This window comes from Streptomyces sp. NPDC005925, assembly GCF_040638805.1.
In the GTDB taxonomy this organism is placed as follows: Bacteria; Actinomycetota; Actinomycetes; order Streptomycetales; family Streptomycetaceae; genus Streptomyces.
Genome location: NZ_JBEXVL010000017.1, coordinates 22,013 through 43,983, shown reverse-complemented (window position 1 = coordinate 43,983; position 21,971 = coordinate 22,013). Strand labels below are relative to the sequence as shown.

Annotated in this window: 17 protein-coding genes and 1 tRNA gene; 15 read left to right on the top strand and 3 right to left on the bottom strand. The window is 71.0% G+C overall.

Annotation, left to right across the window (positions count from 1 at the left end):
• Positions 1–16: 16 nt before the first annotated feature.
• The gene (locus ABZ354_RS19925) at positions 17–631 is read left to right on the top strand and encodes a 4'-phosphopantetheinyl transferase superfamily protein (protein ID WP_358658438.1); all 615 of its coding nucleotides are present in this window, start codon (positions 17–19) and stop codon (positions 629–631) included.
• A gap of 23 nt (positions 632–654) precedes the next feature.
• On the opposite strand, the gene ABZ354_RS19920 is transcribed toward ABZ354_RS19925, so the two are convergent.
• Positions 655–2,091 (bottom strand): AMP-binding protein, encoded by a 1,437-nt coding sequence (locus ABZ354_RS19920; RefSeq protein ID WP_358658436.1) that lies wholly within the window; start codon positions 2,089–2,091, stop codon positions 655–657.
• Between the two features lie 609 nt (positions 2,092–2,700).
• On the opposite strand from ABZ354_RS19920, the gene pabB reads away from it, so the two are divergent.
• From pabB to ABZ354_RS19905, 3 genes are read left to right on the top strand one after another with little or no spacing between them, the layout of a single operon-like run.
• Positions 2,701–4,884 carry an aminodeoxychorismate synthase component I gene (gene pabB / locus ABZ354_RS19915; RefSeq protein WP_358658568.1) on the top strand — a complete coding sequence of 728 codons (2,184 nt, stop codon included), beginning with the start codon at positions 2,701–2,703 and terminating at the stop codon, positions 4,882–4,884.
• Between the two features lie 5 nt (positions 4,885–4,889).
• Positions 4,890–5,732, top strand: a complete 843-nt coding sequence (locus ABZ354_RS19910; RefSeq protein ID WP_358658566.1) for an aminotransferase class IV — start codon at positions 4,890–4,892, stop codon at positions 5,730–5,732.
• Positions 5,733–5,765: 33 nt separating this feature from the next.
• The gene (locus ABZ354_RS19905) at positions 5,766–6,050 is read left to right on the top strand and encodes a hypothetical protein (RefSeq protein WP_358658435.1); all 285 of its coding nucleotides are present in this window, start codon (positions 5,766–5,768) and stop codon (positions 6,048–6,050) included.
• Positions 6,051–6,190: 140 nt separating this feature from the next.
• On the opposite strand, the gene ABZ354_RS19900 is transcribed toward ABZ354_RS19905, so the two are convergent.
• A complete protein-coding gene (locus tag ABZ354_RS19900) occupies positions 6,191–6,880 on the bottom strand; it encodes a FadR/GntR family transcriptional regulator (RefSeq protein WP_358658433.1) in 690 nt (229 codons plus the stop codon).
• Positions 6,881–6,939: 59 nt separating this feature from the next.
• On the opposite strand from ABZ354_RS19900, the gene ABZ354_RS19895 reads away from it, so the two are divergent.
• From ABZ354_RS19895 to upp, 5 genes are all read left to right on the top strand, one after another.
• Positions 6,940–8,262 carry an MFS transporter gene (locus ABZ354_RS19895; RefSeq protein ID WP_358658431.1) on the top strand — a complete coding sequence of 441 codons (1,323 nt, stop codon included), beginning with the start codon at positions 6,940–6,942 and terminating at the stop codon, positions 8,260–8,262.
• A gap of 817 nt (positions 8,263–9,079) precedes the next feature.
• Positions 9,080–10,033: a pseudouridine-5'-phosphate glycosidase gene (locus tag ABZ354_RS19890; protein ID WP_358658429.1), complete on the top strand. Its 954-nt coding sequence runs from the start codon at positions 9,080–9,082 to the stop codon at positions 10,031–10,033.
• A gap of 47 nt (positions 10,034–10,080) precedes the next feature.
• Complete coding sequence (locus tag ABZ354_RS19885; RefSeq protein ID WP_358658427.1) at positions 10,081–10,752, top strand: HAD family hydrolase; 672 nt, start codon at positions 10,081–10,083, stop codon at positions 10,750–10,752.
• A 73-nt stretch (positions 10,753–10,825) separates the two neighbouring features.
• Positions 10,826–12,067 (top strand): questin oxidase family protein, encoded by a 1,242-nt coding sequence (locus ABZ354_RS19880; protein WP_358658425.1) that lies wholly within the window; start codon positions 10,826–10,828, stop codon positions 12,065–12,067.
• A gap of 61 nt (positions 12,068–12,128) precedes the next feature.
• Positions 12,129–12,809: a uracil phosphoribosyltransferase gene (gene upp, locus ABZ354_RS19875; RefSeq protein WP_358658423.1), complete on the top strand. Its 681-nt coding sequence runs from the start codon at positions 12,129–12,131 to the stop codon at positions 12,807–12,809.
• Positions 12,810–13,033: 224 nt separating this feature from the next.
• On the opposite strand, the gene ABZ354_RS19870 is transcribed toward upp, so the two are convergent.
• Positions 13,034–13,120: transfer RNA gene (locus ABZ354_RS19870), tRNA-Leu, on the bottom strand.
• Between the two features lie 603 nt (positions 13,121–13,723).
• Here ABZ354_RS19870 and ABZ354_RS19865 point away from each other — a divergent pair.
• From ABZ354_RS19865 to pknB, 6 genes are all read left to right on the top strand, one after another.
• Positions 13,724–14,584 carry a DUF3662 and FHA domain-containing protein gene (locus ABZ354_RS19865; RefSeq protein ID WP_358658421.1) on the top strand — a complete coding sequence of 287 codons (861 nt, stop codon included), beginning with the start codon at positions 13,724–13,726 and terminating at the stop codon, positions 14,582–14,584.
• A gap of 10 nt (positions 14,585–14,594) precedes the next feature.
• The gene (locus ABZ354_RS19860; protein WP_358658419.1) at positions 14,595–15,098 is read left to right on the top strand and encodes an FHA domain-containing protein; all 504 of its coding nucleotides are present in this window, start codon (positions 14,595–14,597) and stop codon (positions 15,096–15,098) included.
• A 140-nt stretch (positions 15,099–15,238) separates the two neighbouring features.
• A complete protein-coding gene (locus ABZ354_RS19855) occupies positions 15,239–16,771 on the top strand; it encodes a Stp1/IreP family PP2C-type Ser/Thr phosphatase (RefSeq protein WP_358658564.1) in 1,533 nt (510 codons plus the stop codon).
• A gap of 27 nt (positions 16,772–16,798) precedes the next feature.
• Positions 16,799–18,235 carry an FtsW/RodA/SpoVE family cell cycle protein gene (locus tag ABZ354_RS19850; protein WP_358658417.1) on the top strand — a complete coding sequence of 479 codons (1,437 nt, stop codon included), beginning with the start codon at positions 16,799–16,801 and terminating at the stop codon, positions 18,233–18,235.
• Positions 18,232–19,704 carry a penicillin-binding protein 2 gene (locus ABZ354_RS19845; protein WP_358658415.1) on the top strand — a complete coding sequence of 491 codons (1,473 nt, stop codon included), beginning with the start codon at positions 18,232–18,234 and terminating at the stop codon, positions 19,702–19,704. The genes ABZ354_RS19850 and ABZ354_RS19845 overlap by 4 nt, the downstream gene beginning before the upstream one ends.
• Before the next feature lie 194 nt (positions 19,705–19,898).
• Entirely contained in the window at positions 19,899–21,896 is a 1,998-nt protein-coding gene (gene pknB / locus ABZ354_RS19840; protein ID WP_358658413.1) for a Stk1 family PASTA domain-containing Ser/Thr kinase, read from the top strand.
• Positions 21,897–21,971: the final 75 nt, after the last annotated feature.

Below are 21,971 nucleotides of genomic sequence, written 5' to 3'. Positions count from 1 at the left end.
CGAGGTGTGGCTCACGGTGCCGGTCGGGGACCAGCGGCAGCACGCGCGTGCCGTGCTGCGGCGGGCCGCAGCCACCGTGCTGGGGGTGGGTGCCGACGACCTGGTCGTGGCACGGGAGCGGGACGGACGGCCGTATGTGCTGCTACGTCCCGGGGGGCCCGATCACCGGTCGGCGCCGTCCGTGGGTGTGAGCGTCAGCCACACGCGCGGGCTGACGGCGGTCGCGGTGGGCACGGACGGTGCCGTGGGGGTGGACGTGGAGGCGGTGCGCGACCTTCCGGCGGTGCCTCTGGCCCGCCGCTGGTTCGGCGACGAGGAGGCCCGCTGGATCGAGGCCCATGACGCCGCCCTGCGGTCGCGCGCCCTGCTGTGGGTGTGGACGCACAAGGAGGCGCTGGGAAAGGTGCGCGGGACCGGGCTGGCCCGCGGCGGCCGCCTCCTGCCGGTTCCCCTGCCCGCCGGCGGTGTGGCCCGGCAGCGTGCGGGGCGTCCGGTGTCGCTGCGGGAGGTCGTCCCCGGTGCGGAGCTCACCAGCGCCGCACCCGGGGCCCCCGACGGCTACGTCCTGTGCGTGGCGGGCGGCCGGGGAACCGACGGCGCCGCCGTGTCCGTACGCCGTGTGGAGGGCTGAGCCGGCGCCCGGCGCCGCCCCCCTCATACCTGCTCCAGGGCCATGGCCCGCAGAGCGGCCGGATCACGCACCGGTTTGCCGGTGGTGGTACGGGGCAGGTCGGGCAGCGCGTGGATACGGCGCGGCAGCTTGAATCCGGCGACGTGCTCGGCCAGCAGCCCCTCCACGGCGCCGGTGGTGACGCCCTCGTCGAGCACGGCGTAGGCCTGGATGGCCCCGTCGTGGACGACCACGGCCTCCCGTACCCCGGCCAGTTCGGACAGGGCCCACTCGACCTCGGTGAGGTCCACTTTCAGGCCACCGACCGACACCTGGGAGTCCAGTCGGCCGAGGATGGTGAGCAGGCCGGTCTCCGGGTCGAGTTCCGCGGCGTCCCGGGTGCGCAGCCAGCCGTCCGACCAGCGTGCCGGGTCGGTGAGCCCGAGGTACGGATTGGTGGGCCGCCGCACGAGGAGTTCCCCGTCCACGACCTTCACGTCGATGCCCGGCGCCGGCCACCCCGTGGCGGGGCGGTGGGATCCGGACAGGTCGGTCGCGATGACGCCCATCTCCGTCATGCCGTACACCTCGCCGAGCGGCACTCCGTACCGTGCGGCGAAGGCGTCGGCGGCCCGGGGGCGGACCAGTTCGCCGGCGGAGACGGCCCGCACGAGATGCGGCAGAGCGGGAGGCGAGGAGACGGAGCCCAGCAGTTCGGCGTGGAAGGGCACGCCCATGATCACGGTGGGCGCGGTCCGTTCGGCCACGGCGGCGAGGATGCCGTCGGCGGTCATCCGCTGCGGCAGCACGATCTCGATGCCCGCGTGCAGGCTGTGCAGCAGTCCCGCCATCAGCCCCATGGCGTGGATCAGGGAGTTGAGGACCACGACACGGTCGCCGGGCCGGGGCATGCCCTCGATCCGGGTGTAGCGGTGGACCTCCGCGACGAGTTCCCCGGCCGTGCGCCCGATCACCTTGGAGGGGCCGGTCGAGCCGGAACTGAGCTGGACGAGCGCGTGATCGGTGGCGGCCGGGCGTCCGTCGGCGTACGGCTCGACGGTGGCGTCGACGGCGTGGAAGCCGCGCAGACTGCCGCGCCGTACCGGACCGGCCGGGCGCACGACGAACTGCGGGCCGACCCGGCGCAGCGCCTGGTCGGTCTCACGGCCGGTCAGGCGGTGGTCGAGCAGGACCACCTGGGCTCCCGTCCGCCAGGCGGCGAGCATGCCGGTGAGCAGGGCGAGCGACGGCGGGAGCTGCAGAGCGACGGACCCGCCGCGGCGCAGCCCTGCTTCCGCCAGCCGGGCCTGGTGGGCGCCGACCTCGCGGCGGAATGCGGCCCGATCCAGCCGCTCACCGATGTGCACCGCGGGAGCGGTGTCGTCGGCGACGGTGTGCAGGAGCAGTTCGTCGACCCAGCTGCCGTCATGCGGTTGTGGTTCGGTTATGTCCGGCTCGGGGCCTGCGGAATCGCTGATCACGAACGAACATCCCCCCGTTGTACGACCTAATTCAGCCCAACTGGCTGACTCAGCATCACTGCATCATAGGAAAGATCACGCCGTTGATGTCAAGGTTTGGAGGGACAACGCCACGGCGGCTATGCGGAATGATTAATTCCCACCGGGTGGACCTCGGCCGACGCTGGAGCGGAATGATTAATTCCTTTCCGGCCTGCTCCGATCCATTGCAGGAAACACGACCCGGAAACCGATTGACAGGACCGCCAAGCCCTGTACGGTCTCCCAATGTCGAACGGAGACCGGGTTGACGCCCGTCTCCGGTTGCGAGGAAGCGGGGGGACGTGTCGATCATGCGAAGCGGGCTGACATTCGTGTGCCCACGAGCGGACGGATGCCACAAGGCGTCCAGGAACAGCGGCTGTTGATCCGTCGCGTGCCGCACGCCGCCCCGTCGCGAGCGCCCGTCCGAAGGGCGCCGACATCCGGACGGGCCGACATCGTCTGATTTCCGCCCTTCATTCGGCCCCACCCGTTTATTCCTGGTGCGCGCCAAGACGTGCCGCCTTGGCATGGCCGGACTTCGACACTTGGCTCGAATACGTCCTCCCATGACCTCGTGAGGTGAGTATGCGCACTCTCCTGGTGGACAATTACGATTCCTTTACCTTCAATCTCTTCCATCTCCTGGCAGAGGCGAATGGGCAGGATCCTGTGGTCATCCGCAATGATGAGCCAGGGTGGGGAATCGGCCATCTGGAAGGCTTTGACAATGTTGTCCTGTCTCCCGGACCCGGGACCCCGGAGCGCCCGGAGGACTTCGGTATCTGCCGCGACATCGTCCGCTCCGCACGGCTCCCGGTCCTCGGCGTGTGCCTCGGCCACCAGGGCATCGCCCTGCTGAGTGGCGCGACCGTGCGCCGCGCGCCCGAACCCCGCCACGGACGCGTGTCGGCGGTCGAGCACTCCGGGACGGATCTCTTCGCGGGGATTCCCTCACCCTTCGACGTCGTGCGCTACCACTCCCTCACGGTGACCGACCTGCCCGACGACGTCCTCGAGGCGACGGCATGGACGGCTGACGGCATTCTGATGGGCCTGCGCCACCGGGAACGCCCGCTGTGGGGGGTGCAGTTCCACCCCGAATCCATATCCAGCGAACACGGGCTGCGGCTGATGGGGAACTTCCGCGACCTCACGGCACGGTGGTGGCAGGACAAGGACCGCCCCGCGCCGTCGGCCGGGCCCGCCGAGCCCGCCGACGCCGTCCGGGCCCCCCAGCCCGCACCGCGCCGACGGCTGCGTGTCCTCACCGAGCAGCTCCCCACCGAGTGGGATCCCGAAATCGTTTTCGACGCACTGCTGCGCGGCGGAAACCATCCCTTCTGGCTGGACAGCAGCCGCACCGACGGCGACCTGGGGCGGTTCTCCGTCATGGGCGACGCCTCCGGCGACCTGGCCCGCGTCGCCACGGCCGACGTGACGGCCGGCACGGTCACCGTCATGTCCGAGGAGGACGGTGTCCGCAGCACGCGGGTCGACCGGCGGCCCTTCCTCGAATGGATCGACGAGGACCTGAAGTCGACGCACGTCGAGGTACCCCCGCTGCCCTGCGACTTCGCGCTCGGCTGGGTCGGATACCTCGGGTACGAACTCAAGGCGCAGTGCGGAGCCGGCCCCGGCGTCCACCGCTCCGAAGAACCCGACGCCACCATGGTCTTCGCCGCCCGCGCCCTCGTCTTCGACCACCTGACCGGCACCACGCACCTGCTGGCCCTCGCCCCCGCGGACGCGGCGGACGACCCGGCCGCGGACGCCGTCGCCGCATCGGCCCGCGGCTGGCTGCGCACCACCGCCGAGCAGTTGCGCGCCCTCGCCGGACAGGCCGCGGACACCGACGTCGCCGCGCAGCCCTCCGGCCTCGCCGACCTGCGGCTGCGGCACGACCGGTCCGCCTACCTCGACCGCATCCGGCGCAGCCAGGAGGACATCGCCGCGGGCGAGACGTACGAGGTCTGTCTCACCAACATGATGGAGAGCGAGGCCAAGGTGGACGCCTGGGAGGGATACCGCTTCCTCCGCCGCACCAGCCCCGCGCCGTTCGCCGCGCTCCTCCTCTTCGAGGACCTGTCCGTGCTCAGCACCTCGCCGGAGCGGTTCCTGCGCATCGGCGCCGACAGGCTGGCCGAATCGAAACCGATCAAGGGCACCCGGCCGCGGGGCGCCACCCCGGAGGAGGACGAGGCGCAGCGGACGGACCTGCGGAACAACGAGAAGGACCGTTCCGAGAACCTCATGATCGTCGATCTCGTCCGCAACGACCTCGGCCGGTGCGCGGAGGTCGGCTCGGTCCACGTGCCCAGGCTCTTCGACGTGGAGAGCTACGCCACGGTCCACCAGCTCGTCAGCACCGTAAGGGCCCGGCTGCGGCCCGGCGCGAGCGCCGCGGACTGCGTGCGCGCGGCCTTCCCCGGCGGCTCGATGACCGGCGCCCCGAAGATCCGCACCATGCAGATCATCGACGAACTGGAGGAGGGCCCGCGGGGCGTCTACTCCGGAGCGATCGGCTACTTCTCGCTGACCGGTGCCGCCGACCTCAGCATCGTCATCCGCACCACCGTCGTGACCCCACGAGGAGTCCGGTACGGCGTGGGGGGCGCCATCGTCGCGCTCTCCGACCCCGACGCCGAATACGAGGAGACGATCACCAAGTCGGCTCCCCTGCTCCGACTCCTCGAGACCGGGTTCCCCGGCCGGGAACCGGACCCCGGCGCCGTCCCGGCCGATGTCACCGCGACCCCCGTGTCCCGTTGAGCGCGGTGCACGCGCCGGGCCACGGCGAACGGCTCTTCGCCCTCGCCCACTCCGGCGACCTGCGCGAACTCGGCGACCGGGACGCGGCCTCCGGCACACCACTGCTCGCCGCCGACTCCTGGCTGGTCGCCGACGGCACCGTGCGTGCCCTGGAGCGGCACCGGCACCGCTTCACCACCACCTGTGCCGAGGCGGCGGGAGTCCCCGGCCCGCTCCTGGACCTCTTCTGGGCCGCCGTGGTCGATCTGCTCCCCCGGGAGCCCGGTTCCTGGTTCCCGCGCGTCGAACTGCGGGCCGCGGACCCGGACGCCCCCGCGGACACGGTCCACCCCGGCGGCCACCGGCTGCTGTACCGGCTGCGTCCGGCCCCGGCGCTCGGCAGCTCCGTCCGGCTCTGGGGCTGGACCGTCCCCGACCCGCGACGGATGCCCCGGCACAAGGGACCGGACCTCGACACGCTGGCCGGCGTCCGCCGCAAGGCCGCGGCAGCCGACGCCGACGAGGCGCTCCTGGTCACCGCGGACGGGGTGGTGCTCGAAGGCGCCGGCTCCTCCCTCCTGTGGTGGGAGGGGGACGTGCTGTGCCGTCCGGCCCCCGAACTGCCCGCCCTCCCCGGCGTCACCGCCGCGCTGCTGACCGAGCACGCCGAGCGGACGGGCATCGAGGTACGGCCCTGCCGCCGCCGTCTGTCCGCGCTGGCCGGGCGGGAGGTCTGGGTGACCAACGCCCTGCACGGGCTGCGCCCCGTCACCGCCTGGACGGAAAGCTCACTGCGGGCCAAAGAGCCCGAGCGGGCCCCCGTGTGGCAGGCATGGCTGGAGGGCCTGCGCACCCCGTTGTCGTTCTGACCCTGGAGCCTCGCGAAGAAAGGGAGTACTCCGATGTCCTCGCCGCAACAGCCCGTCCTCGCCTCCGAGTCCGACGCCATCCACGCCCGCATCGCGGAGATCGACGCCGCCGTCATAGCCCTCGTGCGTCGCCGTGCGGCAGCCATGGCCGAACTGGACGGGCTGCGAAGGGACGGCCGCGTGCCCCGTGTCGAACTCACCCGCGAGAACGCCGTGTTCCGGACGTACGAAGCGGAGCTCGGCCGCCTGGGCACGGGGCTGGCGACGCTGCTCACCAGGGCGTCGGCCGGCCGGGCGACCGCCGACGACGGCACATGAGGCGGCCCTCGCGCCCGCCGGTTCGCACGCCGGCGACGGCGACCGCGAGGCGTGGCGTGCCCGGACGGCAGCCGCCCGCGTCCCGGCGGTACGCGCCCCCTGCCGCACCCGGCCGCGCCGGCCCGGCGGGCGGGGGGATGTCACGCGCAGGCGCCGGGCTCCGGCCGGGGAAGACACCCCGCAGTATAGGAGCCGGCCTCGAACGCGGCCTGCTCGCTGTCGCCGGCCCGGATCGCCTCCACGAGCCGGGCGTGGTCCTGGTACTGATCGGGACGCAACGCGTCACCGAAGTGGTCGAGCAGCGACTCCCGGATCATCTCGCCCAGATCCGCGTGCAGTTCGACCAGCACCACATTGTGGGACGCGGCCACCATCGCCAGGTGGAAGGCGGCGTCCGCGTTGACGAAGGCGATCCGGTCGCCGGACGACCACGCCTTCTCGCGCTGCGCCAGCGCGGCGTCGAGCCGCCGCAGGTCCTGGGGGTTGCGCCGGACGGCCGCGAGCCGCGCCGCCCTGGCCTCCAACGCGCCGCGCACCTCGGTCACGTCCTCGGTGGCGGTCCCGGCGAACCGGCCGCGCATCACCCCGGCCAGCTCACTGGTCGCCCGGACATACGTCCCCGAGCCGTGCCGGATCTCGAGCAGGCCGGTGTGCGCGAGGGCCCGGACCGCCTCCCGTACCGTGTTGCGCGCCACACCGAGCTGCTCGACGAGCTCCGACTCCGCGGGGATGCGCGCCCCCACCGGCCACGCCCCGGACGTGATCTGCCCGCGCAGCCGGGCGATCACCTGGTCGGAGAGCACCTCACGACGGACAGGGTCCAATGCCATCCCACAATTCTAGTGGGATGACTGGACGTAGAGTCATCCCATGAGTCTACGATTGGCCCATGGCGAGCGATGAGCTGACAGGCCGGCGCGGTGCGCACGACGGCCAGGACCCACCTGCCGGCTCCTCGAAGGGGCTGCGACGACTGGCGGTGGTGGCTCTCGTCCTGGCCGCGCTGAACCTGCGCCCGGCGGTCACCAGCCTGGGACCGGTGCTCGAGGAGGTCCGCGCCTCCCTGGACATGAGCGGCACCGCCGCCGGGCTGCTGACCTCCGTCCCGGCCATCTGCTTCGCCGTGATCGGCTCGTCGGCGCCCCGGCTGGCCCGTCGCTACGGCACGGCCGGTGCCGTGGCGCTCGGCGGCGTGGTGCTGACACTCGGGCTCGCCCTGCGTCCGCTCGCCGCCGGCAGCCTCCTGTTCATCGTGCTCAGCACCCTCGCCCTGGCCGGCATCGCCATCGCCAACGTGCTGCTGCCGGCCGTGGTCAAGCAGCGCTTCCCGGACCGGGTCGGCGCGATGACCGGGCTGTACTCCATGGCGCTGAACGCCGGCGCGTCCTCGGCCGCCGCCGTCACCGTGCCGCTGACCGAGGCGTTCGGGGGCGACTGGCGGTTCGGCCTCGGGGCCTGGGCGGTCCTGGCCGCGCTGGCCGTGCCCCCCTGGATCGCCCTCTCCGGCCGCCGCGACCGGCCCGCCGACCCCGAGGCGGCCACACCGGAACAGGAAGCCCCGGAACAGAAGGCACCGGCACAAGAGGCACCGGAACGGCAAGCGCCGGAACAGGGGGCCCCGCGGCCAGAGGCCCCGGCGGACCACCGCATCAGCCGCGACCCCACGGCCTGGGCGCTCACCGCCTATTTCGGCCTCCAGGCCGGCTCCGCGTACATCATCATCGGCTGGCTGGCGCAGATCTTCCGGGACGCCGGGCTGTCCGCCGGGACCGCCGGGCTGCTGTTCTCCGTGACCTCGCTGCTCGGCGTGCCCCTGTCCTTCGCCCTGGCCGCCGTGGCCGGGCGGCTGTCCCACCAGAGCGGGATCGCCGCCACCCTCGGCGTGTGCGGCCTGGCCGGCTACGCCGGACTCTGGGCGGCTCCCGCCGGCGCCCCCTGGCTGTGGGCCGTGCTGCTCGGCGTCGCCAACTGTTCCTTCCCCCTGGCCCTGACGATGATCGGCATGCGCGGCCGGGACAGCGGCACCGTCGTCCGGCTGTCCGGCTTCGTGCAGAGCTTCGGCTACCTGCTGTCGATCCCCGGGCCCATCCTCGTCGGCGCCCTCTACCAGCACTCCGGCGGCTGGCGGGTGCCGTTGCTCTTCACCATGCTGCTGATGCTGGCGCAAATCGGAGCCGGCCTGCTGGCCGGACGCGCCCGCCAGATCGGCTGACGGACGGTCACGGCACGAGCAAACAGTTTCGCGGATCTTGTTGACCGGACAACCCGCCTCCCTTACGGTTTCATCTGGTCGATAGAACCGCAAAAAGAGGCCGAGAAACCTTTATCCGTCATCGGTTCACCCTACGTCCGGAGATATGGGCAGCAGATCTTCAGCACACCGATTGGCCCCCGTTTTCACCTTCTTTTCGATCGACTCCGCGTCCCGCACCTTTCTCCGGTCGACCCGAGGCTGACGCCCCCGAGGAAAAGCGCCGTATTCCTGTCAGGAGACACAGGGAAACACATGAGCGCAAACGAGACATTCCCCAGCCGAAGCAGCTGTGACCTGGGCTTCTTGCCCAAGCAAGCAGGCGTGACGCGAGGTGACCGTAGGCGAGGTCCGGCCACCCCCGCAAGAAGAGCTCCGCATGCTGGAAGTCATCACCGGGCTCTGCCCGTGAGCAGGTTGCCGAGGTGCGGCACGATGGCGGCGAAATAGGCGGCGGAAAAGTACCCAGAAGACCCCCACCCGTGGTGACGCCAGACCGGGGCAGACGTTCAGCCCCCGGTCCGCGGAAGCAGGGTCGTGACGGGCGGAGAGAATCCCTTTCCCCGGCACTCCGACGCGGTGCCGTACGGCCCGCCCACCCGCGGTCCGTGTGCCGACGGCCGCCGGTGCCCCACGCCCGCCTCCGGCACGTCCCGCTGCCCGTCACCCGTGAGCGGGAGGTACGGAGCGAACGCCCGCCTCCCCGAAACCGTTCCGAGCGCAAAGGCCGACCCGGCAAAGCGCCCACCGACCGCCCTCCGGCCCGGAAGGACCCGACATGACCGCACAGTTAGGCGCCCGCAGCCCCGTGCCGCTGGTGTTCACCGACGAGGTGGCAGCCGCGCTCACCGCCGGCGACCCCGTGGTGGCCCTGGAATCCAACGTCATCACCCACGGCCTGCCGTACCCCGACAACGCGGCCACCGCCCGCAAGGTCGAACAGGCCGTCCGGGCCGGCGGCGCGGTGCCGGCCACGCTCGGCATCGACGACGGCCGGATCCTGGTCGGCATGACCGACGAGGACATCGAGCGCTTCGCCGCCACACCCGGCATCCCCAAGGTGAGCAGCCGGGACCTGCCGGTCGTCCTCGCCTCCGGGGGCATGGGCGCCACCACCGTCGCCTCCTCCCTGGTCGCCGCGGAACTGGCCGGGATCGCCTTCTTCGCCTCCGCCGGCATCGGAGGAGTCCACCGCGGGGCCGAGACCAGCATGGACATCTCCTCCGACCTGATCCAGTTCACCCGGTCGAAGGTGGCGGTGGTCTGCGCCGGCGCGAAGAAGATCCTCGACCTCGGCCTGACCATGGAGTTCCTGGAGACGTACTGCGTCCCCGTCATCTCCTACGGGTTCGACGACTTCCCCGCCTTCTACTGCCGCTCCAGCGGACTGCGCGCTCCGCACCGGCTGGACGACGCCGCGCTGATCGCCCGCGCCGTGGAGACCCACTGGCAGCTGGGCAACGACGGTGCCGTTCTCCTCACCAGCCCCACCCGGGAGGAGGACGCCATCGACGGCGAGGAGGTCGAGGCGGCCATCGTCCGGGCCCTCGCCGACGCCGAGCGCGACGGCGTCCGGGGCGGCGCCGTGACGAAGTACGTCATGCGCGCCGTGGACCGGGCCACCGAGGGCAAGTCGGCCCGGGCCAACATGGCCGTCGTCGTCCACACCGCGGAGGTCGGCGCCCGGCTCGCCGCCGCCCACGCCGAGTACCGGCGTCAGGAGAACCGATGACGGATCACCGGGACGTCCGTACGCACAGCAGCCGAGAAGGGGCAGAGATGACACGCGTGGCGATATTCGACCTCGACGGGACACTGGTGGACTCGCCGCGGGCGATCGTGGAGACGTTCGCCGCCGCGTTCGACGCGATGGGCGTCGAGCCCCGAGACCCGGCGGACGTGCGCGCCACCATCGGACTGCCACTGGAGGAGGCCTTCGGCAGACTGCTGGGCGTCCCCCGGGACGACGCCCGTGTCCCCGAGGGCGTGGCCCGCTACCAGGAGGCCTTTCGCACCGTCATCCTGCCCAGGGCCCGCTCGCTGATTTTCCCCGGAGTCCCCGAAGGACTCGGTGAACTGCGCCGCCGGGGCATCGAGACGGCCGTGGCCACCAGCAAGTTCCACGCCAGCGCCGACGCCCTGCTGAGCGCCGCGGGACTGCGCGACCGCTTCGCGGTCCTCGTGGGCGCCGACGACGTCACCCACCCCAAGCCGCACCCCGAGTCGGGACACGCCGTCCTCGCACAGAGCGGTGCCGAGCCGGAGCACGCGGTGATGGTCGGCGACACGACCCACGACCTGCTCATGGCCCGGGCGGCCGGCATCCGCTCGGTCGCGGTCACCTACGGAGTGCACACGCGGTCCGAACTCGCCACGGCCGAGCCGTCGCACATCGCCGACAGCTTCGAAGAGGTCGTCGCGTACATCCTCAAAATGCTGCCGCAGGGCTGACCCGGCCGGGGCGCCCGCGCCCCGGCATCCCCGCCTCCAGCACAGGACCCCGGACGAGAAGGGCAGGCCACGCATGGCCGACACCACCGCAGCGCACACCGCACCGGCGGGCACCGGACCGATCCACTCAGATGTGGTCGAGCGCCTGCTGGACGACCGCACCCACCACATCGAGTTCAACGGCCACCTCACCAACCACGTCAAGCACGCCGTGGTGGCTCTGGCCGGCCTCGGGGTGGATCCCGGACGCATCAGCGAGTACCACGACAACTACGTGACCCTCACGCCGTACGGCTGCGCCGTGGAGCCGGCCCGGCAGGCACAGCGCACCGTCACCGACGACAACTGGCTCCACCTCCTCGGCAGGCGCACCGACTTCGCCGCGTACTGCGACTTCTTCGACCGCCGCGAGCGGGAACTCGGCCTGCCGGAGGTGCTCCGGCGCTATCTGCCCCACCTGCTGCCCGGCTGGGCCGGAGCGCTGCAGCACGCCACCATCCACCTGGGCTGGGCCCTGGACGCCGGCAACCGCTGGATGGCCGTCGAGGGCCTCGCCTACCTCACCTTCGCCCACGTCTCCTGCCACCCCGAACGCACCCGCCCGGCCACCGGCCGCACCGGGGAGAAGCCCTGGGACTCCCTGCTGCGCATCGCCGGCGTCTGGGAGGAGAACCGGCAGGAACTCGGCACCTGGGTGGAGAAGCTGGTCGACGACACCACGGCCGCGCCAATCGCCGACATCCACCCCGAACTCCGCCGTTCGGGACTGCAGTACCGCATCGCCCGGATGCTCGGCGAGGGCCATCCGCTGATCCACGAGACGCCCGCCTGGGTCACGGACCAGGACCCCGCCACCAGCTGGGACGAACTCACCGTCCTGGTCACCCTGCTGTACCTGGCGGAGCCCGGAGACTTCCTGCTGCTGCACCTGATCACCTCCCTGCACGCGATGCGGCACATCGCGGACGCGCTTCCGGCCGACCAGCGCCACGACGTGGTCCGGTGCTACTGGACGGGCATCCTGGGCGTGCTGTTCTCCCGCGGGCACTTCCCCAAGCCGGGGAAGCTGAGAGCGCTGAGCTCCCTCTTCGACACCGCGCTGGACGACGTGGACGACCCGCGGTGGGCCCGGGAGTGGGACTGGCTCGTCGCGCGGGCCGTGGAGGAGGAAGAGGAGCACAACCCCAAGCTGGTGTACGTCATGCGCGACATGTGGCGCAGGAGCGGCGGCATGTCCCTGTACCGCGTCGCCGCGGGCCAGTTCACCGCGACGCCGGAACTCCCCGCCACCTTCGAGCAGCCGCCGGTCGAGTAGCCGCCGTGCCGCCCCGTCCGCCGGGCAGCGTCAGCCCCTGATACCCGTGCAGGAGACCCCTATGACCGCTCTCACCGCGCCGTCCATCGGCAAATACCTGGGAACGAACCTCCACCTGCTGCCCCAGACCGACCAGCTGCGCGCCTTGCACACGGTGATTCGCGACCGGAACGCACGCCGTGAGGACTTCGTGTTCCACTCCGGCCGCATCATCCGCCTGTTGATCGAGGCGGGCCTGAACCTGCTCCCCTACGAACCGCACGACGTCCGTACCCCCGTGGGCAGCGAGTACCACGGCCTGCGCCTCGCCGCGAAGCTGTGCGGCGTGCCCGTCGTACGCGCCGGGGAAAGCATGGAGAGCGAACTGCGCGCGGTGTGTCCCGGAATCCCGATCGGGAAGATCCTCATCCAGCGGGACACGACCACCAAGCTGCCGAAGCTGTACTACACCAAGCTCCCCCGCGACATCGACGAGCGCCATGTCCTGCTGCTCGACCCCATGCTGGCGACCGGGGGAACCGCGCTGGCGGCCATCGAGGTGCTCCTGGAGCGCGGCGTCGCCGAACAGAACATCATCTTCGTCAACTTCATCACCGTGGCGGAGGGCGTCAGCGCCGTGTGCGAGAGGTACCCCCGGGTGAGGATCGTGACCTCCTCCATCGAGGAGCGGCTCAACGAGAACGCCTACATGCTCCCCGGCATCGGCGACTTCGGTGACCGCTATTTCGGGACGGACGCATAGCCGCAAGCGTCCTGGCCGCGGCCGGGTGCCCCGGGGAGGGCACCTGCCCGGCCCCGCCCGGGCCGAGCACCCGGGCACCCGGACCCTCGCGGGCCACGCCACCGAGCCGGAACACCCCGGCCCGGCGTGTGAAACCGAACACACCGAGTACGGGCGACGACGATCAACGACCACAACGAAACGGGCTCATCGTGATTACGATGAGCCCGTTTCGTCGGTGCTACTGGTGCGCGAGGGGGGAGTTGAACCCCCACGCCCTTGCGGGCACTGGAACCTGAATCCAGCGCGTCTGCCTATTCCGCCACCCGCGCATTGGGTGTGTCTTCCGGTCCGCCCTTTCGGGCCTGGCGCCTTCCGACACCCAGAACATTAGCACGCTGGACGGGGTGGATTCACATCCCTTTCTCTCCCGCGAGGACGGCCGACACGCAGCCCGCGAGAGGGGCGCCGACGGCCCCCCGGGCAGGTCACCGGCCCGCCGCCGCGCCGCCCCCGGGCGGGCCCGACGCACCCGCCCCGCCCCGCGGGCACCACGCGTCCCGCACGCGGCGACCGGCGCCGGTTCGCGTATCAACCTCGTACCGGTCCCGGACATCTGTGCAGGAGCCGGTCGGGGACCACGGCCGGGTGCGGGACACTGGTCTACGGCCCCCTCTACGATCCTGGGCAGGAGTACGCGCAGGCATGCTGCACCACGGGTTCGGAGAGGAGCCCCGCAGGGAACGTCGTCAGGCGTCGACACCCGTCGACCGGGCGGACAGGGGGAACCAGCCGATTCACGGGCGCGTGGATACGATCAGTAAGCAGTACCAGGTAGAGCAGTGCCGGGTGGCCGGGCCGGTCCGGGAGACGGGACGGGACGGCGGCACGCACGGCAGCAGGACACAGGACGGCAACGGCGGAGGAGGTGCCCCATGGGAGTCCTGAAGAAGTTCGAGCAGCGTCTCGAAGGTCTGGTCAACGGCACCTTCGCCAAGGTGTTCAAGTCCGAGGTGCAGCCCGTGGAGATCGCGGGAGCGCTCCAGCGCGAGTGCGACAACAACGCGACCATCTGGAACCGCGACCGGACGGTCGTGCCCAACGACTTCATCGTGGAGCTGAGCGCGCCCGACTTCGAGCGGCTCAGCCCGTACTCCGGACAGCTCGGCGACGAGCTCGCCGGCATGGTGCGCGACTACGCCAAGCAGCAGCGCTACACGTTCATGGGACCGATCAAGGTCAGCCTGGAGAAGGCCGACGATCTCGACACGGGCCTGTACCGGGTGCGCAGCCGCACGCTCGCGTCCTCCAGCAGCCAGCAGGCACCGGCGTCCGCGCCGCCCGCCGGCCGGCCCCCCGCGGGCGGTGGCTACGGCTACCCGCAGCCCGGCCAGCAGCCGCCCACGGGCGCGCCCCCCATGCCTGCCGCGCCGCCACCCGGCGCCGGCCGTCCCGGCGGCTACGGCTACCCGCAGCCCGCCGCACCGCGTCCCGGCGCGACCCAGCCCGGCGCACGCACCCGGCACTGGATCGAGATCAACGGCACCCGCCACCAGATCTCCCGCGCGACGCTCGTGATGGGCCGCAGTACCGAGGCCGACGTGCGGATCGACGACCCCGGCGTCTCCCGCCGGCACTGCGAGATCCGGACCGGAACACCCCCGACGATCCAGGATCTCGGGTCCACCAACGGCATCGTGGTGGACGGGCAGCACACCACCCGCGCTACGCTCCGCGACGGCTCACGGATCGTCGTGGGCAGTACCACCGTTATCTACAGGCAAGCCGAAGGGTGATCCGGGGGCAATGTCAGAGCTGACCCTCACGGTCATGCGGCTGGGTTTCCTAGCCGTTCTGTGGCTGTTCGTGATCGTGGCCGTGCAGGTCATCCGCAGCGATCTGTTCGGTACGCGTGTCACCCAGCGGGGGGCTCGCCGGGAGGCCGCGCGCCCCCAGCCGGCCACGCCCGCGCAGCCGCGCGGCCAGCAGGGCGGCGGCGGCCGGCAACGCCGCAACGCCCCCACCAAACTCGTGGTGACCGAAGGCACCCTCACCGGCACCACCGTCGCGCTGCAGGGCCAGACCATCACGCTGGGCCGGGCGCACGACAGCACGATCGTGCTGGACGACGACTACGCCTCCAGCCGCCATGCCAGGATCTACCCGGACCGCGACGGCCAGTGGATCGTCGAGGACCTGGGCTCCACCAACGGCACGTACCTGGACCGGACCCGGCTGACGACCCCCACACCGATTGCGCTGGGCGCGCCGATCCGCATCGGCAAGACCGTCATCGAGCTGCGGAAGTAGTGCTACGTCATGAATGAGCGCGAGCGGAGCGAGCAAGCGGCGGCGCCCGGCACCCCGGGCCCGGGCGCGCTCCCGACCGGAGGGTGGGCAGTGTGGCTCGACCAGACCGGCTGTACCCGGAGCCGACGGGCGAGGTGCGCATGAGCCTGTCACTGCGCTTCGCCGCCGGATCGCACAAGGGCATGATCCGGGAGGGCAACGAGGACTCCGGTTACGCCGGCCCGCGCCTGCTCGCCATCGCCGACGGCATGGGCGGCGCCGCGGCCGGCGAGGTCGCCTCCTCCGAAGCGATCTCCACCATCGTCGCGCTCGACGACGACGTCCCCGGCTCCGACATCCTCACCTCGCTCGGTACGGCCGTACAGCGCGCCAACGACCAACTGCGCTCCATGGTCGAGGACGACCCCCAGCTCGAGGGCATGGGGACCACCCTGACCGCCCTGCTGTGGACCGGCCAGCGCCTCGGCCTCGTCCACGTCGGCGACTCGCGCGCCTACCTGCTGCGCGACGGCGTACTGACGCAGATCACGCAGGACCACACCTGGGTGCAGCGCCTCGTCGACGAGGGACGCATCACCGAGGAAGAGGCCACCACCCACCCGCAGCGCTCCCTGCTGATGCGCGCGCTGGGCAGCGGCGACCACGTCGACCCCGACCTGTCCATCCGCGAGGTGCGGGCCGGCGACCGGTACCTGATCTGCTCCGACGGCCTGTCCGGCGTCGTCTCGCACCAGACGCTCGAGGAAACCCTCGCCGGCTACCAGGGCCCGCAGGAGACCGTGCAGGAGCTGATCCAGCTCGCGCTGCGCGGCGGCGGCCCGGACAACATCACCGTGATCGTCGCCGACGTCCTCGACCTGGACACCGGCGACACCCTCGCCGGTCAGCTGTCCGACACCCCCGTCGTGGTCGGCGCCGTCGCCGAGAACCAGCACCAGCTGAACGACAACGGCATCATGCAGACCCCGGCCGGCCGCGCCGCGCACCTCGGCCGCCAGGGCGGCCCGCCCGGCGGCGGCGAGTTCGGCCCGCCCGGCAGCGGCGACACCGGCTACGCCGCCGCGGGCACCTTCGGGGACTACGGCGACGACGACTTCGTCAAACCCCGCAAGAACCGCAGGTGGCTGAAGACGTCCCTCTACGGCGCGCTCGCGCTCGCCGTCGTCGGCGGCGGCCTGTACGGCGGCTGGCGCTGGACACAGACCCAGTACTACGTCGGCGCCAACGGCGAGCACGTCGCGCTGTACCGCGGCATCAGCCAGGACCTCGCCTGGCTCTCGCTGTCGGACGTGGAGAAGGACCACCCCGAGATCGAACTCAAGTACCTGCCGCCGTACCAGCAGAAGGCGGTCAGGGCGACCATCACCGAGGGCAGTCTGAGCAACGCCCGGGTGAAGATCGAGGAACTCGCCGTACAGGCCTCCGCCTGCGAGAAGGAGGCCGACCGGCGCGCCGCGGAGAGCGAGAACAACGCGAGCACGGGCGAGGGCGAGGCGGGCGGCACGCTGGGAACCAGCCACACCGCCGTCACGTCCAGGGCCACGGCGACACCGGACCCGTCGCCGCCGGCGGCCTCACCGTCGTCACCGGCCAAGAAATCCCCCAAGCCCACGCCCGGCCCCAGCCTCTCGGAGGAAGAGCAGAAGGTCGTCTCGCTGTGCAGCAAGCAATAGGCAAGCCGTGAGAGGCCCTGTCACACGATGAGCAGTTCAACCAACTCGCCGACGCACCACACGTCCACGATCGGCTCGATCGGCGCGCCGAGCCGACGCAACACCGAGCTCGCGCTGCTCGTGTTCGCGGTGGTGATCCCGGTCTTCGCCTACGCCAACGTGGGGCTGGCGATCAACGAAGAGGTGCCCGCCGGCCTGCTGGGCTACGGCCTCGGCCTCGGCCTGCTGGCCGGCGTCGGCCATGTCGTCGTACGGAAGTTCGCCCCGTACGCGGACCCGCTGCTGCTGCCGCTGGCGACCCTGCTGAACGGGCTCGGGCTCGTCGCCATCTGGCGGCTCGACCAGTCCGAGCTGCTCCAGGACATCGAGCAGGCCGGCACGGCCGCCCCCCGCCAGCTGTTCTACACGGCGATGGGCATCGCGCTGTTCGCGGTCGTGCTGATCTTCCTCAAGGACCACCGCGCCCTGCAGCGCTACACCTACATCTCCATGCTCGGCGCGCTGTTCCTGCTGCTGCTGCCGCTGGTGCCGGGCCTCGGCAAGAACATCTACGGCGCGAAGATCTGGATCTCGGTCGCGGGCTTTTCCATCCAGCCCGGTGAGTTCGCGAAGATCGTGCTGGCGGTGTTCTTCGCCGGCTACCTGATGGTGAAGCGGGACGCGCTCGCGCTGGCCAGCCGCCGGTTCATGGGCCTGTACCTGCCGCGCGGCCGCGACCTGGGGCCGATCCTCGTGGTCTGGTTCATCTCGATCCTCATTCTGATCTTCGAGACCGACCTCGGTACGTCGCTGCTGTTCTTCGGAATGTTCGTCATCATGCTGTACGTCGCCACCGAGCGGACCAGCTGGATCGTGTTCGGTCTGCTGATGTCCGCGGGCGGCGCGGTCGGCGTGGCCAGCTTCGAGCCGCACATCCAGCAGCGCGTGGACGCCTGGCTCGACCCGATGCGCGAGTACACGCTCAGCCGCGCGGGCGTCGGCGGCCACTCCGAGCAGGCCATGCAGGCCCTGTGGGCCTTCGGCTCCGGTGGCACCCTCGGCACCGGCTGGGGCCAGGGACACTCCGAGCTCATCCGCTTCGCCGCCAACTCCGACTTCATCCTCGCCACGTTCGGCGAGGAGCTGGGCCTGGCCGGTGTCATGGCGCTCCTGCTGCTGTACGCGCTGATCGCGGAGCGCGGCGTGCGCACCGCCCTCGCGGCCCGCGACCCGTTCGGCAAGCTGCTCGCCATCGGCCTGTCCGGCGCGTTCGCGCTGCAGGTGTTCGTCGTCTCCGGCGGCGTCATGGGCCTGATCCCGCTGACCGGTATGACGATGCCGTTCCTGGCGTACGGCGGTTCCTCCGTCATCGCCAACTGGGCGCTCATCGGCATTCTGCTGCGCATCAGCGACACCGCGCGCCGCCCGGCGCCCGCCCCCGCCGCCAACCCCGACGCCGAGATGACCCAGGTGGTCCGCCCGTGAACAAGCCCCTGCGCCGGATCGCGATCTTCTGCGGCCTTCTCGTCCTGACGCTGCTCATCCGCGACAACTGGCTCCAGTACGTCAAGGCGGACGAGCTGCGCACGGACGAGCACAACCGCCGTGTCGCCATCGAGCGGTACGCCTCGCCGCGCGGCGACATCATCGTCGGCGGCGACCCGATCACCGGGCACGCCACCACGTCCGGCGACTTCAAGTACAAGCGGACGTACAAGAACGGGCCCATGTGGGCGCCCGTCACCGGCTTCGTCTCGCAGGCCTTCGGCGCCAACCAGCTGGAGTCCATCGAGGACGGCATCCTCACCGGCAACGACGACCGGCTGTTCTTCCGCAACACGCTCGACATGCTGACCGGCGAGAAGAAGCAGGGCGGCAACGTCGTCACGACCCTCAGCGCCGCCGCGCAGAAGGCCGCCTACGACGGCCTGAAGCGGCAGGGTGCCAAGGGTGCCGTGGTGGCCCTGGAGCCGTCCACCGGCAAGATCCTGTCGCTGGCCTCGTACCCGTCGTACGACCCGTCGACGATCGCGGGCGACGGCGCCTCGGACGCCAAGGCGTGGAAGAACCTGCAGAAGAAGAACAACGCCGACGACCCGATGCTGAACCGCGCGCTGCGCGAGGTCTACCCGCCCGGCTCCACCTTCAAGGTGCTGACCGCCGCCGCGGCCCTGGAGCACGGCCTGTACACGGACCCGGACGAGAAGACCGACACCCCGCTGCCGTGGATCATGCCGGGCACCACGACCCCGCTGGAGAACGAGGGCGACATCCCCTGCGAGGACGCCACCCTGCGGGTCGCCCTGCAGTACTCCTGCAACACCGTCTTCGGCAAGGTCGGCGCCGACCTCGGCAACGACCAGATGCTGGAGACGGCGAAGAAGTTCGGCTTCACCGAGGAGCAGTTCACGCCGATCCGCTCCAGTGCCTCGGTCTTCTCCGACAACATGAACAAGTCGCAGACGGCGCTGTCCTCGATCGGTCAGTTCAACACGGCCGCCACCCCGCTGCAGATGGCCATGGTCGCGTCGGCCGTCGCCAACAACGGCACGCTGATGAAGCCGTACATGGTGGACGAGCTCCAGGCCCCGAACGTCGACACCATCGAGAAGACGGACCCGGAGGAGATGAGCAAGCCGCTGTCCGCGGACAACGCGCAGATCCTCCAGTCGATGATGGAGACCGTGGTGGAGAAGGGCACGGGCGCCAACGCCCGGATCCCCGGTGTCACGGTCGGCGGCAAGACCGGTACCGCCCAGCACGGTGTGGAGAACAGTGAGAACCCGTACGCGTGGTTCATCTCCTACGCCAAGCTCGCCGACGGCAGCTCGCCGGTCGCCGTGGCCGTGGTCATCGAGGACGACAACGCCGTCCGCGACGACATCTCCGGTGGCGGCCTCGCGGCGCCGATCGCCAAGAATGTGATGGAGGCGGTCCTCGACAACCGGAAGTGAACAACCGGAACACGACCGGAAGTGAGACCGATCACGTCTGCTTCACATCGGTGCACGTTGCGGTACCGGTCCGGTATCGGCTGACAGGCTTGGCCAGGTCACACAAAACGAGCCGGGTACGGTAGGCCCGGACGGCAGCCTCCGGCCGCGCGCACACGCCGGCCGGGACCGACGGAGAGGGCTGGTAGGTAGCTATGGAAGAGCCGCGTCGCCTCGGCGGCCGGTACGAGCTGGGCCAGGTGTTGGGCCGCGGTGGCATGGCGGAGGTCTACCTCGCGCATGACACCCGCCTCGGCCGCACCGTGGCGGTGAAGACGCTTCGCGCGGACCTCGCGCGCGACCCGTCCTTCCAGGCCCGGTTCCGCCGGGAGGCCCAGTCGGCCGCCTCGCTCAACCATCCCGCGATCGTGGCGGTCTACGACACGGGCGAGGACTACATCGACGGGGTCTCGATCCCGTACATCGTCATGGAGTACGTCGACGGCTCCACGCTCCGTGAGCTGCTGCACAGCGGTCGCAAGCTGCTGCCGGAGCGGACGCTGGAGATGACCATCGGCATCCTCCAGGCGCTGGAGTACTCGCACCGGGCGGGCATCGTCCACCGCGACATCAAGCCGGCGAACGTCATGCTGACGCGCAACGGCCAGGTCAAGGTGATGGACTTCGGCATCGCCCGCGCCATGGGTGACTCCGGCATGACGATGACGCAGACGGCCGCGGTCATCGGCACCGCGCAGTACCTGTCGCCGGAGCAGGCCAAGGGCGAGCAGGTCGACGCGCGGTCCGACCTGTACTCGACCGGCTGCCTGCTCTACGAGCTGCTGACGGTCCGCCCGCCCTTCGTCGGGGACTCCCCGGTGGCGGTCGCGTACCAGCACGTGCGGGAGGAACCGCAGGCGCCGAGCGTCTTCGATCCCGAGATCACGCCCGAGATGGACGCGATCGTGATGAAGGCGCTGGTCAAGGACCCCGACTACCGCTACCAGTCCGCCGACGACATGCGCGTCGACATCGAGGCCTGCCTCGACGGCCGGCCCGTCGCGGCCGCGGCGGGGATGGGTCCGGCCGGCTACGGCGGCTACCCGGACGACCAGCCGACGACGGCCCTGCGCGCGGACTCCGGCGCCGGCGCCACGTCGATGCTGCCGCCCATGAACCCGGACGACGGCGGCTACGGCTACGACGACCGCCCGGACCGGCGCCGCCAGAAGAAGTCGAACACCTCGACGATCCTGCTGGTCGTGGCGGGCCTGCTCGTACTCGTCGGCGCCATCCTGATCGGCAAGTACGCGTTCACCGGTGGTGGCTCCGACAACGACAGGGTCTCGGCCCCGAACTTCGTCGGTGAGACCAAGACCACCGCCAGAGAGCTCGCCACCAACGCGGAGCTCGAGCTCTCCTTCACCTCCAAGCCCTGCGAGAACCAGAGCAAGAACAAGATCTGCTCGCAGAAACCCGCGGCGGGTACCAAGATCGAAAAGGGTTCCACGGTCGACCTGGTGGTGTCCACCGGTGCGCCGAAGGTCACGGTTCCCAGCGTGATCGGCCTCCCCCTGGACGAGGCCAAGAAGCAGCTCGAGGGCGACGACTACGAGCTGACGGTCGAGACGAAGGCCCGCGAGTCCTCGGAAGAGCCGGGCACGGTCCTCGACCAGAACCCGATCAAGGGCAAAGAGGTGGAGAAGGGCTCCACGATCACGTTGACGGTCGCCAAGAAGGCGGACAAGGCGACGGTGCCCGATGTCGCCCGGAAGACCTGCGACGAAGCCGTGGCCCAGATGCAGGCGAACGAGCTGACGGGCACCTGCACCGACGTGGAGACCGACGATCCGGCGCTGGTCGGCAAGGTCATCGCGACCACTCCGGCAGCCGGTTCCTCCGTCGACAAGAAGTCCACGGTGACCATCCAGATCGGCAAGGCCAAGCAGCAGAAGGCGAAGGTTCCGGAGGTCCGCCTGCGGTCCCTGGCCGAGGCCAAGCAGATCCTGCAGAGCGCCGGGTTCACCAACATCCAGGTGGCCGGCCCCGGCGAAGACAACGCGGTGGTCACCCAGCAGGACCCGCAGCCGGGCACCGAGGTGGACAACCCCGGCGGCCAGGCCATCACGCTGACGACCGTCGGCGGAAACAACGGCGGCCGCAACGGCGGTCAGAACGGCGGCGTCTTCGGCGGCATCACCGGCGGCGACTGACCCGTCCGCCCGTCGCGACGACGCGAGCCCCGGCACCTTCCCGGTGCCGGGGCTCTGTCATGTGGTGCGGTCGCC